Raw genomic sequence first — 14331 nt, forward strand, 5'->3', positions numbered from 1 at the left:
CCCGCCACCCAGGCGGCGGCCTGGTTCTCCTCGCCCCTGCCCGCCGTCAGCATCCAGAACCTGCGGTCGTCCGGCACGTCGCTCTTCTCCCACCCGTTGGCAGCGTCCGTGGTCAGGATGCCACCCGGGGGCTCGTCCGGCGCTCCTTCAGGAAGGCGCGGTACCACGGGGCCGCCGCCGTGAGGCGGGAGAGGGGGCCCGGGCCCTCGGGGTGGGGGAGGGTGTGCCAGATCTCGTTGCCGGCGTACCAGTGGTCCTGGGCGAGCAGGGAGAACTGGCGCTCGCTCATCGTTCCCGGCGTACGGTGCAGGTGGTGGAGGCACTTCTCCCAGGGCCAGTCCTCCTCGGTGGGCGGCAGCACCTTCAACGCCGCGAGTCGCGCCATCAGTTCGCCGTTGCTCACGGGCTCGGGGTGGCTGGCGTGGTAGATCCCGGAGGCGGGGGCGTGCGGTGTGGTCGCCAGGGTGGTGATCAGTCCGGCCAGATCGTCCACGTCCACCAGGGACAGCAGGCCGCGGCCGCCGTCCCAGCGGGCCGGGACCCGGTCCAGGAGTTCGGCCAGGGCGGGCACCACCCAGCGGTCGCCGGCGCCGAGGACGAGGCCGGGGCGCAGGACGATGCCGCCCGCGGCCAGGACCGGGGTCTCGCCGAGGAGCCGGGTGCGGCTCGCGGCGGAGACCGGGGCGGGGGTGATCTCGTTCACCCCGATGCCTCGGTGCGGGCCCGCGCCGTAGACCGCCGTGGTGGAGAGATGCACGACGCGGCCCACACCGCACCGCGCCGCCTCGTCTACCAGCGCCGTCGTGCCTTCGACGTTGACCGCCGCGCACTGGGCCTCGTCGCCGGAGATCCGGGAGGCGAGGTGGACCAGGACATCGGCCCCGCTCATGACGCCCCGCAGCGACGCCGGGTCCGTCAGGTCCGCGGGTGTCCACGTGACGCCCGGTGCCGCCGGCCGGGTCTCGGGCGCGGTACGGGCGAGCGCCCGTACCGTGAGCCCGGGGTCGGCCTGGTGGGCGGCGGCCAGTCCGCGCAGCACGTGCGAGCCGACGAAGCCCGTCGCCCCCGTCAGTACGATCCTCGTCGGTCTCACCCGGCGGCCACCGGCTCGGTCTCGGGGATCGTCAGTCCCGCGACGACGTCGGCCGGGGCCAGCGCCGGCAGCAGGCACCGCCACATCGCGGTGATCCGCTGGGGCAGGTCGGCGCGGCGCGTGGCGATCTGGGACATGACCTGGGTGCCGGTGTACGCGGCGACCAGGAGCTGGGCGAACGCGGCCTCGTCCACCTCCGGCAGGAGCTGACCCTTCTCCCGCGCGCTGAGGAGCTCCTGGCGGAACCGCTCGGCCCACCATTCGTAGATCGAGTACTCCTGACCGCCCGCCACGCCCTGCTCGACGGCCAGCCTGACTCCGGCGCGCAGCAGGGTGTTGCGCTGCATCTCCACCGCGAGGTAGCCCGTCATGTCCAGCAGGTGCTGGAGCCCCGGCTCGCCCTCGGGGAACCGCAGATCGGCGGCCTGTTCGAGGATGACGGCTCGGGCCAGGCCTTCCTTGGACTTGAAGTGGAAGTACACGGCGCCCGCCGTGAGACCTGCCCGGTCCAGGATCTTGGTGATGCTCGTCCCCAGATAGCCGGCCTCGTCGAAGACCTCCGCCGCGGCCCTGAGGAGCAACTCCCTCGTGCGGACCGCTCGTTCCTGCCTCTGTTCCGCCACTCGCCCGATACCTCGCGTACCTCGACAAACCAAAAGAATGACCACTATCTTATCGGCGCGGTGTTCGGCGCAAGTGTGTACGAAACCGCAGACCACAAACAGACCTGGGGGAGAGCTGTTTTGTCTTCGACCGACCTGGCCCTGGACCGACCGACCGTGCCAGTTCCCGTACCCGTGTCGTACACCCACAAGTCGGACCCGGCCGAGGTGCTCCTCGCGACGTGGTGCCGGGCAGGGGAGGACTCCTTCGTCGTCACGGCCCGGTGGCCCGGGAGGCACGGCTTCTACCTGACCCGGTTCGGACTGCACGACCCCCTGCTGCTGAGCGAGACCGTGCGCCAGACGCTGCCTCTGCTGGCCCACGCCGCGTACGGCGTCCCGGTCGGGCATCAGCTGCTCTGGAAGGACTTCGGCTGGGACCTGGACCCGGCGGCGTTGCGCGCCGACGGCGAGAGGGGCGCCGAGGTCGAACTGCGGCTCACCTGCTCGGACGTGAAGTACCGGAAGGGCCGGGCGACGGCGATCACGCTGTCCGTCGAGGCCGTGCGGGACGGCGATCGGCTGGCCCACGCGAGGACGCGCTTCACGATCCAGGAACGGGCCGTGTACGAGCGGCTGCGGGGCCGTTACGCCGACATCGCGAGCGCCAACGCCCGGGCCGTTCCGCTGCCGCCGCCCGCGCCCGCGCAGGCGATGGGGCGGGAGTCCTTCAAGGACGTGGTGCTCTCGTGCACCGACGTCCCGCACCGCTGGCAGCTGCGCACGGACACGTCCCACCCGATCCTCTTCGACCACCCCGTCGACCACGTCCCCGGGATGCTGCTGCTCGAGGCGGTGCGCCAGGCCGCGCAGGCCACGGCTCACCCCCGGCCGACCCTGGTCGTGGGCATGCACTCCGACTTCGTGCGCTACGCCGAGTTCGACGCGCCCTGCTGGATCACGGCCAAGCCACTGCCCGAGGACGTCGAGGGGCGGCGGCGCGTCCTGGTCTCGGCGCACCAGCGCGACGAGGAGATCTTCAGCTCCGTCGTGGCTCTGGCCGAGGCCCCGACGGGGTGATGGCCTCCCTGTGACGCGCGTGGGCCCGGACGGTCGTGGGACGGTCCGGGCCCTTGGCGTCAGGTGTCGCCCGCAGGTCTCTCCGCGTACCGCATGAAGCCGGTCAGCTGTTCCGACGACTTCAACTGGCCCTTGTGCAGCACCAGTCCGTGGACGCGGGTGCCGTCGTCGCGCCAGCACACCAGCGGCACGTGCCGGCTGTCGCCCTCCGTGCTGCAGAACACGGCCACGTAGCCCGTCGCGTCCAGGATGCTCACCCGGCGTCCCCCGGGCGCGTGGTGAAGAGACGGCCGTACTCGCCGATGCCCTCGGCGATGCCGGCCGCACCGGCCAGGTGCAGGGCGTGCCAGAACAGCACCTGGTTCGCGGTCAGGACGTGGAAGCCCAGCTCCTCCTCCAGGGGCTTGATCGTGCCGACGGCGCGGATGCCGTTGCCCGCCACCAGGACGGCGTCCGGCTTGTGGTCGGCGACCGTGGTGCGGATCCAGGCGGAGAGGTTCTCCGGGGTGATCGCCTTCTGGTTCGAGGGCAGACCGCACGGTCCGTGGTGGACGACCTCGAAGCCGAACTCCTGGAAGTAGTCCGCTCCCTGCCCGGAGAGCGTGTCGTCGAACCACGGCGGGTTGACCACGGCGATCCGCTTGGCTCCGAGCGCGGTGAAGGCGGCGCGGGCGGCCTTGGTCGTACCGGTGATCGGCAGGCCGCGGGTGACCGGGGCGAGCCGGTCGTACAGCTTCCGCTCCCCCTCGGCCTTCAGGACGTAGCTGGAGGAGGTGAAGCCGAGGGCGAGGGCGTGCACGGGGGCGGCGGCGACCAGTTCGACGGCCTGGTCCACGAACGGCGGCTCGACGAACGCCTGGACCGGGGCGTGGGGGATCTTCTCGTCCATCTCACCGCCCGCGCGCATCGCGGCGAAGTGGATGCGGGAGCCGTGGATCGAGACGGACGCGGGGGCCATCGCCTGCAGTTCCGCCTCGGGGCCGACGTCGGCGTGCGGGACGACGACGCCGATGCGGAGGGAGGCGTCCCATCCGTCGGAGGGCGCGGTGACCTGGGTCATGGGGCTTCTCCTTTACTTGGCTTCGTCGGCCAGGCGACCGCCGGCGACCGTGCCGGTGCCGGAGTCGCTGAGGAAGTTGGGGTGCTTGGAGCGCATGGTGGCGATGACGAAGTCGTACGGGACGTCGTCGAAGGCTCCGTGGTCCTTGAGGAACTCCATGGAGCCGGCGCCTTCCCGGTACGGGTGGTAGAGGCTGTCGGTGAGGCCGTCGAACTCCAGGGCCTCCATGCCGTAGAGCTTGCACAGCATCTTGTTGAACACCGGGGTGGCCTTGATCCACCGGCCGCCGAGATGGACCTGGGTGAGGCCGTGGAAGAAGACGTCACCGCCGATGTGCTCGATCAGGCGGGGGGAGGCGAGGTGGTTGCGGACATCGCCGTACACCAGCCGCGAGGGGATGCCGAGGGCGCGCACGGCGGCGGCGTAGAGGGCGGACTTGTGCAGGCAGAAGCCGGAGCGCGTGGCCGCGGTGTGGGACGCCTTGAGCCCGTCGGGGGACAGGTCGGTGTCGTACACCTCGTAGAAGACGTCGTCGCGGACGGCGTAGTACAGCTCGATGGCGTTGGTCCGCTTGTCCGCCGACCTGTCCTTGACCGCGTGGTCGATGAACTCCTGGACGGCGTCCGTCTCGTAGTCGAGGAACTCGGTGGGCTCGGTCAGCCGGTCGTACGTGTCGAGAGTCATGAGGGTTCCCTGGGTCAGAGGCCGAGGAGGGCGGCGATGCGGTTGCGCTGGATCTCGCTGGTGCCGGAGTAGATGGTTCCGGCGACGGAGTCGCGCAGGGCGCGTTCGACACCGTGGCTGGTCAGCACGCCGCGGCCGCCGTGGATCTGGACCGCGTCGAGGGCCATCTGCAGGTTCGCCTCCGAGACGACCGCCTTGGTGGCGGCGAGATCGACCGAGGCGTCCTGCCCGGCCTCGACCTTGGCGCCGGTGTCACGCAGCCACTTGCGGGCCGTCTCCAGACGGATCTTCATGTCGGCGATCTTGTGGGAGACGGCCTGGTACGCGCCGATGGGCTTGCCGAACTGCTGACGCGCCTTGGCGAACCGGATGGTCTCGTCGAGCCGGCGGGTCATCTCGCCGAGGGTGATGGAGAACGCGAAGAGCACTTCGCGCTTCATGACGTAGTCCATGACGAGGAATCCGGAACCCTCCCTGCCGACCCGGTTGGCGACGGGAACGCGCAGGTCGTCGAAGGCGAGGGTGCCGATCGGACTCGTGCGCAGGCCGATCTTGTCCATGGCCGGGCCGATGGTCAGTCCGGGTGTGCCCGTCTCGACGAGCAGCGTGGTCAGGCCGAACGGGCCGGGCTCACCGGTGCGGACGTAGAGCAGGAAGAGGCCCGCGACCGGCGCGTTGGTGATGAACATCTTGCTGCCGTTGACCACGTAGTGGTCGCCGTCCCGTACGGCGGTGGTGGTGGAGTTCATCGCGTCCGAGCCACCGGACTCCTCGGTGATGGCATGAGCGGTGATCGGGTCGCCGGCCATGATCCTCGGGAGATGGCGCCGCTTGAGCTCCTCGCCGCCGAACTGCTGCAGCGGTACGCCGACGGAGACGATCTGCGTGGAGGTGGAGAACGACAGGCCCGCGTCGCGGGAGGTGTGGCCCAGGCCCTCCAGCACACGCATGGTCTCGGTCAGGGACCTGCCATGGCCTCCGTAGTCGGGATGGAAGGGGGTGCGCAGGATGCCGGAGTCCTGGACGGCGGTCCACTTGTCGTGCGGGAACGTTCCATCGCTGTCCAGTTCCTCGATGTCGGCGTTGAGCTTGTCGGCCCACGGGGTGGTGAGGTGGAAGAGGTCGTCGGTCACAGCCTGTCCTGACGGTCACGGCGGAAGAGGGAGCGTCCCGCCGACGGCACCGCGTCCGCGTGGCGCGGTGCCGTCGGCGGGGCAGGGTCCGGTCAGTACTGCGAGAAGCCGTCCTCGGACAGGGTGTGCTTCTCGTCCCCGACGATCGGCGGGTTGAAGACCGATATCAGGTGCAGGTCCTCGTAGTCGGACGCGATCAGGTAGTGCGGGTCGTGCTGGTCGAGGGCGTAGATCACCCCCGGCATGATCTTGTGGCGCGTGCCGTCCTTCTCGACGACCTCGCCCGAGCCGGCGACGCAGAAGCACGCTTCCAGGTGGTCGCGGTACTGGAGGGCGCTGGTGGTGCCCTGACGGACCAGGGTCACGGCCACGGCGAAGCCCATCTTGTCGGCCTTGGTCAGGAGGCGGTGGCTGGTGCCGTTGCCCCACTCGACGGGGACGACGTCGTCGACGCTGCGGGTGAACATGCGGGTTCTCCTTGTGGTGTCGGTGTCGGTGTGGTGCCGGGTGTCAGGCCGTGACGGCAGGGGTGTGCTCGCCGATCAGGTCGGCGATCGCGGAGATGGTGCGGAAGTTGTCCGGACCGAAGTCGATGTCGTCCATCGGCACGCCGTAGGTCTGCGCGATGTGGGCGATCAGCCGGACCAGGCCGAGGCTGTCGATCACGCCGGAGGTGATCAGGTCGTAGTCGGCGGTGAGGTCGGAGGCGTCCTCGCCCGCGAGGTACGCGGTGACGATGTGGGTGCGGATCTCGTCCACCAGGATCGTGTCGCTCATGCTGTGCCGGTCTCCTTCATGCGGTTGGCCTTGATCAGGTTCCGGTCGGGCTTGCCGGTCGACGTGCGGGGGATCGGGGCGTCCGTGACGTGGAACGACGACGGGATGGCGTGACGCGGGAGGCTCCTGCCGACGTGGACCCGCAGGCCCAGGCCGCTCAGCGAGCTGGCGGCGCGCCGGGCCACGTGGGCGTGCAGACGGACCCCCGCCTCCTCGTCCGGGAGGGCCACGACGACGGCCTCGGCCACGTCCGGGTGGGAGGCGACGACGGTCTCCACCTCCTGGAGGTTGGTGCGTACGCCGCGGACCTTGACCTGCCAGTCGGCGCGGCCTTCGAGGGTGAACAGGCCCGTCTCCGACCGGGAGACGATGTCGCCGGTGCGGTAGTAGACGCGGCCGTCGCGCTCGGTGAAGGCGTGCTCGTTCAGCGCGGACCTGAGGTAGCCGTCGGTCTGGAACGGTGTGGAGACGACCAGCTCGCCGGTGCCGGGACCGGGGAGGACCTGCCCGCCGGCGTCGAGGACGAGCGCGTCCACGCCGGGGAGCGGGCGTCCGATCGGCATCCGGGCGGCGGGGCCGGCCGGGTCGACGTCGTGGAGGAACGAGTCGTTGGTCTCCGTACAGCCGAAGACGTTGTGGAACCGGGCGTTCGGGAACGCCTCGGCCATCGGCCCGAGGAGCTCCGGCGGAAGGGCGTCACCGGTGAAGACGATCCGGCGGACCTTCGCGAACCGCGGCGACTCCTGGACCAGGAGGCGGTGCAGCATGGGCACGCCCTGGACGAAGGTGACGGCGCGCTCGGCCACCAGCTCCTGGAGGTACGGGGCGTCGGCGGCCCGCTCCTTGCCGACGAGTACGACGTGCGCGCCCAGCAGCAGGAACGTCCAGACGTCGAGGAGCGCGAGGTCGAAGTTGAGCGGGGCGTAGGAGAGCGCCACATCGCCCGCGCCGAGCTCGAACTCGCCGGTGGCCCAGTCGGCGAAGGCGTCGAAGCCCTCGGCCGGGATGGGCACGATCTTGGGTGTTCCGGTGGAGCCGGAGGTGGTGAGCAGGAGGCGGGTGCGGGCGGGGTCCGCGACATCGAACCCCGCGGCCTCCTCGGCGTCCTCCGGCACCGGCTCCACCGTCAGGGCGCCCTCCGCGGAGCCCGTGAGCAGGTGGGACGCCCGGGACTGCTGGGCCAGGCGGGTGCGGGCGGCGACGCCGAGGTCGGGCGAGGGGACGAGGGCGATCAGCCCCTCGTGGAAGACGGCCAGCAGGAGTGCGACGGTCTCCGGTGTCTTGTGCGCGGGAACGCACACGGTGCTTCCGGGCGGCAGTCCCCAGCGGCCCAGCTGCGAGCGGAACGCTTGAGTCTGCTCGTCCAGCTGCTGGTACGTGACGGTGCGCCGGTCCCAGGAGAGCGCGATCTCGTTGGCGCGTTCTCGACTGTGGACGGCGATGGCATCGGCGAGGCGTGACGATGGCACAGCGGCTTCTCCCCCGAAAAGTTGATGCGCCGCGAGGTGTCCGGATCGAGTGGTCGATCGGGCACGGACGAGGCACAGACCTAGTTGTATGCATGGCCAAGCAAATGCTCGGGTCACCAGGAGCGTCATCGCTGAGGCCCCGGCGCCCTTGATCATGCAAACAAAAAGACCCCTGTCGCGCTATCGCGTGCATCCGCGATTGACAGCGCGCCAGGGGTCTGGGAGGGGTCGGTTCGCGCCATCCGGGGCGCGTGCGGGTCAGCCGGCCGCGGACCTCAGGGACTGGACCGTGGAGGCGTAGGCGGGGTCGGCGGTGAGGGAGTTGAGCGCGGAGGAGAGGACTTCCGCGTACGTCGCGCGAGCGGCGGTGAACCGGGCGGACCCCTCCTCCGTGATCACCGCGTACACCCCCCGCTTGTCGGACGGGCACAGGTCCTTGAACGCGAATCCCGCCGCCTCCAGGCGTGCGACCAGGCGTGTCACCGAGGACTGGCCGAGACCGACGTGTTCGGCCAGGTCCTGCATGCGCAGCTCACTGCTCTCGGAGCGCGCCAGCGCCTCCAGCGCCCGGTACTCCGAAAGTCCGATGCCGTGGCGCCGCTGGAGTGCCTGTGCCAGCTCCCGCTCCACTCGGCTGTGCAGAACCAGCAGACGGCTCCAGACGGCCTGATCGGACGACGCGGGGTGAGGAACAGGCATGACGTGACGCACCTTCCGTGAGGGGTTTGACAACAGGATACATGTTCATGCAATCTCTTGCCTCGAGCGGTGGCCGACCCCAGGCCCACTGCGACCACCAAAAACTTGCACCGACAAGCAACTTGTTGGAGATTCTATGTCCACCCCTCAGCAGGACAAGCCGCAGAACGCCAACATCGGCTGGGCCTGGCTCCTCTTCTCCTCGCTGTTCGAGATCACCTTCGCGCTCTCCACGGAGGCGACCGACGGCTTCACCAAGCTCGGACCGTCGCTGCTCACCGTCGCGGCCGCGTCCTGCGGAATCTTCACGCTGTCCATGGCCCTGAAGACCGTGGACGTCGGCGTCGGCTACACCGTGTGGGCCGGCATCGGCGCCGTCGGCACCGTTGTCTTCGGCACCCTGATCTACGACGAGCGCATGACCGTCTGGAAGGTCCTCGCGTTCATCCTGATCATCGGAGGCGCGCTCGGTCTGCGTATCTCCGACACCATCGCCGCGAAGAAGCAGGCCGCCGTCGAGGCGGACACCGCCCGCGCCGTGCAGCCCGTCGCCTGACCACCGCTCGCCCACACTCCCCGAAACGAGACATACCGTCATGACCTGGGTCTACCTCGGCATCGCCATCGTCTTCGAAATCGCCTTCGCCCTCGGCACCAACGCCACCAAGGGGTTCACCCGCCTGTGGCCGTCGGTGCTCACCCTGCTCGCCGCGGCCGGCGGTATCTACACGCTGTCCCTCGCCCTGCGTGAGCTGGACGTCTCGGTCGGCTACACGCTCTGGACCGGCATCGGCGGCGTCGGCACCGTCATCATGGGCGCCATCCTCTTCAAGGAGCGGATCACGCTCGCCCGGCTGCTCTCCTTCGCGTCCATCATCGGCGGCGCCGTCCTGCTGCGCCTGACGGCCGTCTGAGCGGCGCGATCGTGATGAGGACCGACGACATCGACCAGCTGATGCCCCACATCGAGGACGCCGTCCGCATCAGCCGGGAGCACGTGGCCCGGGGCGGCATCCCCTTCTCCGGCATCGTCGTCCAGGACGGCCGGGTCCTGGGCACCGGGTTCAACCGGGTCGCGGAGGACCGCGACGCCACCGCGCACGCCGAGGTCGTCGCCCTGCGCGAGGCCGCGAAGAAGGCCGGCGTGTTCGGCGTGGCCGGCTCCACGCTGATCGCCTCCGGTGAGCCGTGCGCCATGTGCTACATGGTGTCCCGCTACTTCGGCGTCGACCACATCGTGTTCGCCGCCGACCGGAAGACCGCGGGCGACTACGGCTTCGACTACGGCAGTTCGTACGGCATCTTCTCGACCGACCCCACCAACTGGCCCATCAAGGTCACGCACGCCCCGATCGAGGGACACGAGGTGCCGTTCGTGGAGTTCCTGACCGCGCGGAAAGGCGGGATCCGATGAGTGACCCGGTCAAGATCCAGATCTGGTCCGACTACGTGTGCCCGTTCTGCATGCTCGCCGAGGGCCCGCTGGACGAGGCCACCGAGGACCTGGACGTCGAGATCGAGTGGAAGCCGTTCGAACTGCGGCCGCACCCGCAGCCGACGCTCCGCCCGGAGGACGACTACCTGCCCTCGATCTGGCAGCGGGCCGTCTACCCGATGGCGCGGCGGATGGGCGTGGACATCACCCTGCCCACCGTCTCCCCGCAGCCCTACACGCGGCTCGCGTTCGAGGGGTTCCAGTACGCCTCGGAGCACGGCAAGGGCGACGCGTACACCCGGCGCCTGTTCCGGGCCTTCTTCCAGGAGGACCTGGATCTCGGGCAGCTCGACGTCCTCACCCGCCTCGCCGGTGAACTAGACCTGGACACGAACGAGTTCCGCAAGGCGCTGGAGGAGGGGACGTACGCCGCCAAGCACCAGGACGCGCTGCGCGAGGCCGCGGCCCACCGCGTGCAGGCCGCCCCGACCTTCCTCATCGGAGACGTCCGGCTGGAGGGCGTGCCCACGGCACCGCAGCTGCGCAAGGCGATCCTGGACGCCCAGGCCAGGCAGCAGGAGTCGTACGGCGCCGCCTGCGGAGTGGACGGCGGCTGCTGACCGGCCCCGGTCACGCACGCCCCCGAGAGGCCCTCGCCCCGGCCACGAGACCGATCCACGGTCGCGTGCCCGGGGCGCTGTGCGTTCACCGTGGCTCGCGTGCCCGGGGTCCTGTGCTTCTCTCGGCCGTGCGCGGTGGCACCGCGTCTTCTTGCGGAACGGCCGGAGCCGGGCGTCGGTGGACGCCCGGCTCCGAAGGTTCTCCCCGCCGCGCCCGGCCTGGTGGCGGGCGCGGCCTCCACGTGCCTACCGTGCGACCTGCTCGGCCAGCCTCGGGAACAGCGCAAGAGCGTTGGTCCGGCCGATGGCGGTGCGCTGCCGCTCGTCCCAGCCCTCGTAGGACGCGAAGCCCTCGACGTTCTCGGTGGTGTGGGCGGCGGGCATGAACGGGAAGTCGCTGCCGAACAGGATGCGGTCGGGTGCGGCCAGTTCGGTGAGCGCGGGCAGCGCGAAGCGGTTGGCGGACATCGCGATGTCGTAGTACAGCCCGCGCAGGCTGCCGATGACGTCCTTCGGCGCCCGCTCGCTGAGGTACTTCCCGATCGTCGGCCCGTAGGTGAGCCGTTGGGCGAGGAAGGGCAGGGTGCCGCCGGCGTGCGAGACGATCAGCTTGAGGTGCGGCAGCCGGTCGAGGACCCCGCTGAAGAGCAGGTCGACCACGGTGCGGGTGGTCTCGAAGGTGAAGTCGTACAGCGACGGCGGCAGGTCGAAGGTGGCCACGTCCTTGGCCGGCGGGGTGCCCGGGTGGACGTGCACCGGCAGGCCGCGCTCGGCGATCTCCGCGAGCAGCGGCTCGAACTCGGGGTCGCCGAGGTAGCGGTTGCCGTAGCTGGTGAGCATGCCGACGCCGTCGAGACCGAGGTGGTCGATCGCGTAGGCGAGCTCGTCCTTGGCCGCGGCCACGTCCGGCAGCGGGAGGATGGCGAACGCGCCGAAGCGGCTCGGGTGTTCGGCGATGAGCGCGGCGTAGTACTCGTTGACCTCGCGCGCCAGCCGGCGGCTTCGGTCTCCGTCGACGAAGCTGACGCCCGGTGCGGTGATGGACAGGACGGACGCGGCGATGCCGTGGCCGTCCATCACCTCCAGGCTCGCCTCGGGGCTCCAGGTGGGGTAGTCGACGCCGGGGATGGCGACCCGGTCGCCGAGCGCCGCGGCGTAGGACGGCGGGATGGCGTGGTGGTGGACGTCGATGAGGCCGTTCACGTGCTGCATGGGGTTTCTCCGTCGGTCTGGCTGCCGGGCAGTGCGTCGAGTTCGATGCCGAACCAGGTGCGGTAGGCGGCGAAGACGGCCGCGTCGTCGGCCAGCTCCTCCTGCGTCCGCACACCGTTCTCGGTACGGGTCAGAGTGCGGCCGCTGAGGGTGACCCGGCCGTCGGGCGTGGGCATCGAGCACACCTGGCGGGCCAGGAAGGGGGACTCGTCCGCGCTGCGGAACCACCACATGGTGGGCGCGAAGTCGGCGAGCACCCGGGGGCGCGGTTCGAGGCGGTACTGCAGTTCGCCGTCGCGGAACAGGTCCAGGTCCCCGAGCGGGGCCTCGACCAGTTCGAAGGTCCCCTGCGGGTCGGGCTGGACCGCGCCGGCGCGCAGCCGCAGCGGGAACCGGAACGCGCGGCCGTAGCCGACGTCGGCCAGCCAGGGATCCTCGCTGTCCTCGGTCCGTACGCGCAGGGCCAGGTGGCCGAGGACCGGGCCGAGCTCGCCGTCCTCCAGCACCCGGCCGCCCATCGGCGCCACGTCGAACCCGAGGGCGTGCAGCAACTCGTGGAACGCGCCGTTGAGTTCGTAGCAGCAGCCGCCGCGGTTGCGGCCGATGATCTTCTCCAGGGCCGGTTCGCCGAGCCCGATGGGCAGACTGGGCCGGCCGAAGGCGAAGTCGATGTTCTCGAAGGGAATGCTGAGCACATGGCGTTCGTGCAGGTGCGCCAGGGCCTGGCCGTCGGGCCGCTCGGGCCGCTTGGCGCCGATGCGCCGCAGATAGGCGTCCACCGTCTTGTCGTCGAGCATCAGACGTACTCCGCCGCGTAACGGGCCACGATGTTCTGGGCCTTCTCGACATCCTTGGCGTACTGCGAGGCCTCGGGCGCGGGCACGCCCTCCTCGGCCGCGACCCCCAGCTCGGTGAAGAAGCGCTCGAAGCCGGCGGGGGTGAAGATGATGAGCATCTTGCAGGGCTTGTCGCCGACGTTCTTGAAGGCGTGCGTCTTGCCCCGGGGCACGAAGACGAACGCGCCCTCCCCGACGATCTGGCGCTGCTTCTCGTTGGAGATCTCCAGCTCTCCCTCGATGAGGTAGAACGCCTCGTCGCTGTCGTGGTGGATGTGCGGCGGCGGTCCCCCGCCCGGGGGCACCAGGGCCTCGATCAGACCGAGCGAACCGTGCGTGTTCTCCTTGTCCGCCTTGATCGTGTAGTGGTCACCGAACACCCAGCGGGCCGGCCCGGCCTTCGGTGGGATGTGGACGATGCCCTCGAGTTCCTCGAAGCTCACACGCTTTCCCTTCTCGGCGGGTCTGTGCACCCTCCATCCCACCCGGAGGCCCTTCCTCCGGGCATCACGTGTTCACGGGGTTTTGGCAGGTCACTCACGTGAATACGGGATGGCCGGATCCGATATCGCGGCCATGGTGGTGGGTGGGCGCGCGCACGCATGCGCGGGCGCCCGGGGACTGTCCGCCGGATCGAGGCCGGGCCACGACGCCTGGCACGGCGCCGTGCGGCGCACCGCATGTCCGGCCCCGAACCGCCGGACAGCCCCTACGCGATGACCGAGGATGGGATGAGAACATGACTGGTCGCTTCACCGGCAAGGTGGCGCTCGTCACCGGTGGCGGTTCCGGCATCGGCCGGGCCACCGCCGTGGCCTTCGGCCGCGAGGGCGCCACCGTGGTGGTCGCCGGGCGCACGCCCGAGCGCCTGGAGGAGACGGTCCGGCTGATCGAGAAGGACGGCGGCACGGCGGGCTTCGTGACCGCCGACATCGCCGTCGAGGCGGATGTGGAGCGGCTGGTCGCCACCGTCGTCGAACGGCACGGCGGCCTCGATGTCGCGGTGAACAACGCGGGGCACCTGCCCGAGCCGGCCGGACTCGCCGACCTCGACGAGGAGGATTTCACCCGGACGCTGCAGATCAACCTGCTGGGCACCTGGCGCTCGATGAAGTACGAGATCCGCCACATGCGGGCCCATGGAGGCGGCGTCATCGTCAACGTGGGGTCCGTGGTGGGCGCGCACCTGACCATCCCCGGGGCCGGCGCCTACGGGGCGAGCAAGGCGGCGATCGCCGCGCTCGGTCGCAGCGCGGCCCGCGAGTACGCCGCCGACGGCATCCGGGTGAACACGCTCAGCCCGTCCTCCATGGACACCCCGATGTCCCTGCTGGAGAACGAGACGCCCGAGGAGCGGGTGGAGCGCGCGAAGGGCATGTTCCCGCTCGGCCGCATCGGCACGGTGGAGGAGGGCGCGGCCGCCGTGCTGTGGCTGGCCTCCGAGGAGTCGGGCTTCGCCCTGGGCCACGACCTCGTCATCGACGGGGGCATCACGTCCTGACCCGGACGGCGGGGCGGCTCCGGCCGGCCCCCTCATGACAGTGCTCCGGTCCACCGCGGTGACGCGGTGGACCGGAGCACTGTGGTTTCCGGAGCAAGGGGCCTCGGGGGTGTGGGGCCGTCGCCCCACG

Annotated in this window: 19 protein-coding genes; 6 read left to right on the forward strand and 13 right to left on the reverse strand. The window is 70.4% G+C overall.

What is annotated here, in order from left to right:
- Nucleotides 1-112: 112 nt before the first annotated feature.
- Nucleotides 113-1093: an NAD-dependent epimerase/dehydratase family protein gene (locus ACWDX6_RS09205; protein WP_451484296.1), complete on the reverse strand. Its 981-nt coding sequence runs from the start codon at nt 1091-1093 to the stop codon at nt 113-115.
- Nucleotides 1090-1716 (reverse strand): ScbR family autoregulator-binding transcription factor, encoded by a 627-nt coding sequence (locus ACWDX6_RS09210; protein WP_451484297.1) that lies wholly within the window; start codon nt 1714-1716, stop codon nt 1090-1092. The genes ACWDX6_RS09205 and ACWDX6_RS09210 overlap by 4 nt, the downstream gene beginning before the upstream one ends.
- A gap of 120 nt (nt 1717-1836) precedes the next feature.
- Here ACWDX6_RS09210 and ACWDX6_RS09215 point away from each other — a divergent pair, with 120 nt between their 5' ends.
- Nucleotides 1837-2775 carry a ScbA/BarX family gamma-butyrolactone biosynthesis protein gene (locus tag ACWDX6_RS09215; protein ID WP_451484298.1) on the forward strand — a complete coding sequence of 313 codons (939 nt, stop codon included), beginning with the start codon at nt 1837-1839 and terminating at the stop codon, nt 2773-2775.
- 59 nt (nt 2776-2834) lie between these two features.
- On the opposite strand, the gene ACWDX6_RS09220 is transcribed toward ACWDX6_RS09215, so the two are convergent.
- From ACWDX6_RS09220 to ACWDX6_RS09255, 8 genes are all read right to left on the reverse strand, one after another.
- A complete protein-coding gene (locus ACWDX6_RS09220; protein ID WP_451484299.1) occupies nt 2835-3032 on the reverse strand; it encodes a DUF6253 family protein in 198 nt (65 codons plus the stop codon).
- A complete protein-coding gene (locus ACWDX6_RS09225) occupies nt 3029-3835 on the reverse strand; it encodes a maleate cis-trans isomerase family protein (RefSeq protein ID WP_451484300.1) in 807 nt (268 codons plus the stop codon). Before ACWDX6_RS09225 ends, ACWDX6_RS09220 begins: the two co-directional genes overlap by 4 nt.
- A 12-nt stretch (nt 3836-3847) precedes the next feature.
- Nucleotides 3848-4519: a transglutaminase-like domain-containing protein gene (locus ACWDX6_RS09230; protein WP_451484301.1), complete on the reverse strand. Its 672-nt coding sequence runs from the start codon at nt 4517-4519 to the stop codon at nt 3848-3850.
- A 14-nt stretch (nt 4520-4533) separates the two neighbouring features.
- Entirely contained in the window at nt 4534-5652 is a 1119-nt protein-coding gene (locus ACWDX6_RS09235) for an acyl-CoA dehydrogenase family protein (RefSeq protein WP_451484302.1), read from the reverse strand.
- 92 nt (nt 5653-5744) lie between these two features.
- Entirely contained in the window at nt 5745-6119 is a 375-nt protein-coding gene (locus ACWDX6_RS09240; protein WP_451484303.1) for an ectoine synthase, read from the reverse strand.
- 43 nt (nt 6120-6162) lie between these two features.
- On the reverse strand, nt 6163-6429 hold the full coding sequence (locus ACWDX6_RS09245) for an acyl carrier protein (RefSeq protein ID WP_451484304.1): 267 nt from the start codon (nt 6427-6429) through the stop codon (nt 6163-6165).
- Nucleotides 6426-7898, reverse strand: a complete 1473-nt coding sequence (locus ACWDX6_RS09250) for an AMP-binding protein (RefSeq protein ID WP_451484305.1) — start codon at nt 7896-7898, stop codon at nt 6426-6428. Before ACWDX6_RS09250 ends, ACWDX6_RS09245 begins: the two co-directional genes overlap by 4 nt.
- A gap of 258 nt (nt 7899-8156) precedes the next feature.
- A complete protein-coding gene (locus ACWDX6_RS09255) occupies nt 8157-8597 on the reverse strand; it encodes a MarR family winged helix-turn-helix transcriptional regulator (RefSeq protein ID WP_451484306.1) in 441 nt (146 codons plus the stop codon).
- Nucleotides 8598-8733: 136 nt separating this feature from the next.
- On the opposite strand from ACWDX6_RS09255, the gene ACWDX6_RS09260 reads away from it, so the two are divergent.
- The 4 genes from ACWDX6_RS09260 to ACWDX6_RS09275 are packed head-to-tail and all read left to right on the forward strand — an operon-like array spanning nt 8734 to nt 10652.
- A complete protein-coding gene (locus ACWDX6_RS09260) occupies nt 8734-9153 on the forward strand; it encodes a DMT family transporter (RefSeq protein ID WP_451484307.1) in 420 nt (139 codons plus the stop codon).
- A 40-nt stretch (nt 9154-9193) separates the two neighbouring features.
- Nucleotides 9194-9511 (forward strand): DMT family transporter, encoded by a 318-nt coding sequence (locus ACWDX6_RS09265; RefSeq protein WP_451484308.1) that lies wholly within the window; start codon nt 9194-9196, stop codon nt 9509-9511.
- A gap of 14 nt (nt 9512-9525) precedes the next feature.
- Nucleotides 9526-10011: a nucleoside deaminase gene (locus tag ACWDX6_RS09270; protein WP_451484309.1), complete on the forward strand. Its 486-nt coding sequence runs from the start codon at nt 9526-9528 to the stop codon at nt 10009-10011.
- The gene (locus ACWDX6_RS09275; protein WP_451484310.1) at nt 10008-10652 is read left to right on the forward strand and encodes a DsbA family oxidoreductase; all 645 of its coding nucleotides are present in this window, start codon (nt 10008-10010) and stop codon (nt 10650-10652) included. The genes ACWDX6_RS09270 and ACWDX6_RS09275 overlap by 4 nt, the downstream gene beginning before the upstream one ends.
- A 246-nt stretch (nt 10653-10898) precedes the next feature.
- Here ACWDX6_RS09275 and ACWDX6_RS09280 read toward each other — a convergent pair whose 3' ends face one another.
- From ACWDX6_RS09280 to ACWDX6_RS09290, 3 genes are read right to left on the reverse strand one after another with little or no spacing between them, the layout of a single operon-like run.
- The gene (locus tag ACWDX6_RS09280) at nt 10899-11864 is read right to left on the reverse strand and encodes an amidohydrolase family protein (RefSeq protein ID WP_451484311.1); all 966 of its coding nucleotides are present in this window, start codon (nt 11862-11864) and stop codon (nt 10899-10901) included.
- Nucleotides 11852-12661 (reverse strand): arylamine N-acetyltransferase family protein, encoded by an 810-nt coding sequence (locus ACWDX6_RS09285; protein ID WP_451484312.1) that lies wholly within the window; start codon nt 12659-12661, stop codon nt 11852-11854. Before ACWDX6_RS09285 ends, ACWDX6_RS09280 begins: the two co-directional genes overlap by 13 nt.
- A complete protein-coding gene (locus ACWDX6_RS09290; RefSeq protein WP_451484313.1) occupies nt 12661-13143 on the reverse strand; it encodes a cupin domain-containing protein in 483 nt (160 codons plus the stop codon). Before ACWDX6_RS09290 ends, ACWDX6_RS09285 begins: the two co-directional genes overlap by 1 nt.
- Nucleotides 13144-13439: 296 nt before the next feature.
- On the opposite strand from ACWDX6_RS09290, the gene ACWDX6_RS09295 reads away from it, so the two are divergent.
- On the forward strand, nt 13440-14201 hold the full coding sequence (locus ACWDX6_RS09295) for an SDR family NAD(P)-dependent oxidoreductase (RefSeq protein ID WP_451484314.1): 762 nt from the start codon (nt 13440-13442) through the stop codon (nt 14199-14201).
- The last annotated feature ends 130 nt before the right edge of the window (nt 14202-14331 follow it).

The organism is Streptomyces sp. NPDC003027 (assembly GCF_053591435.1).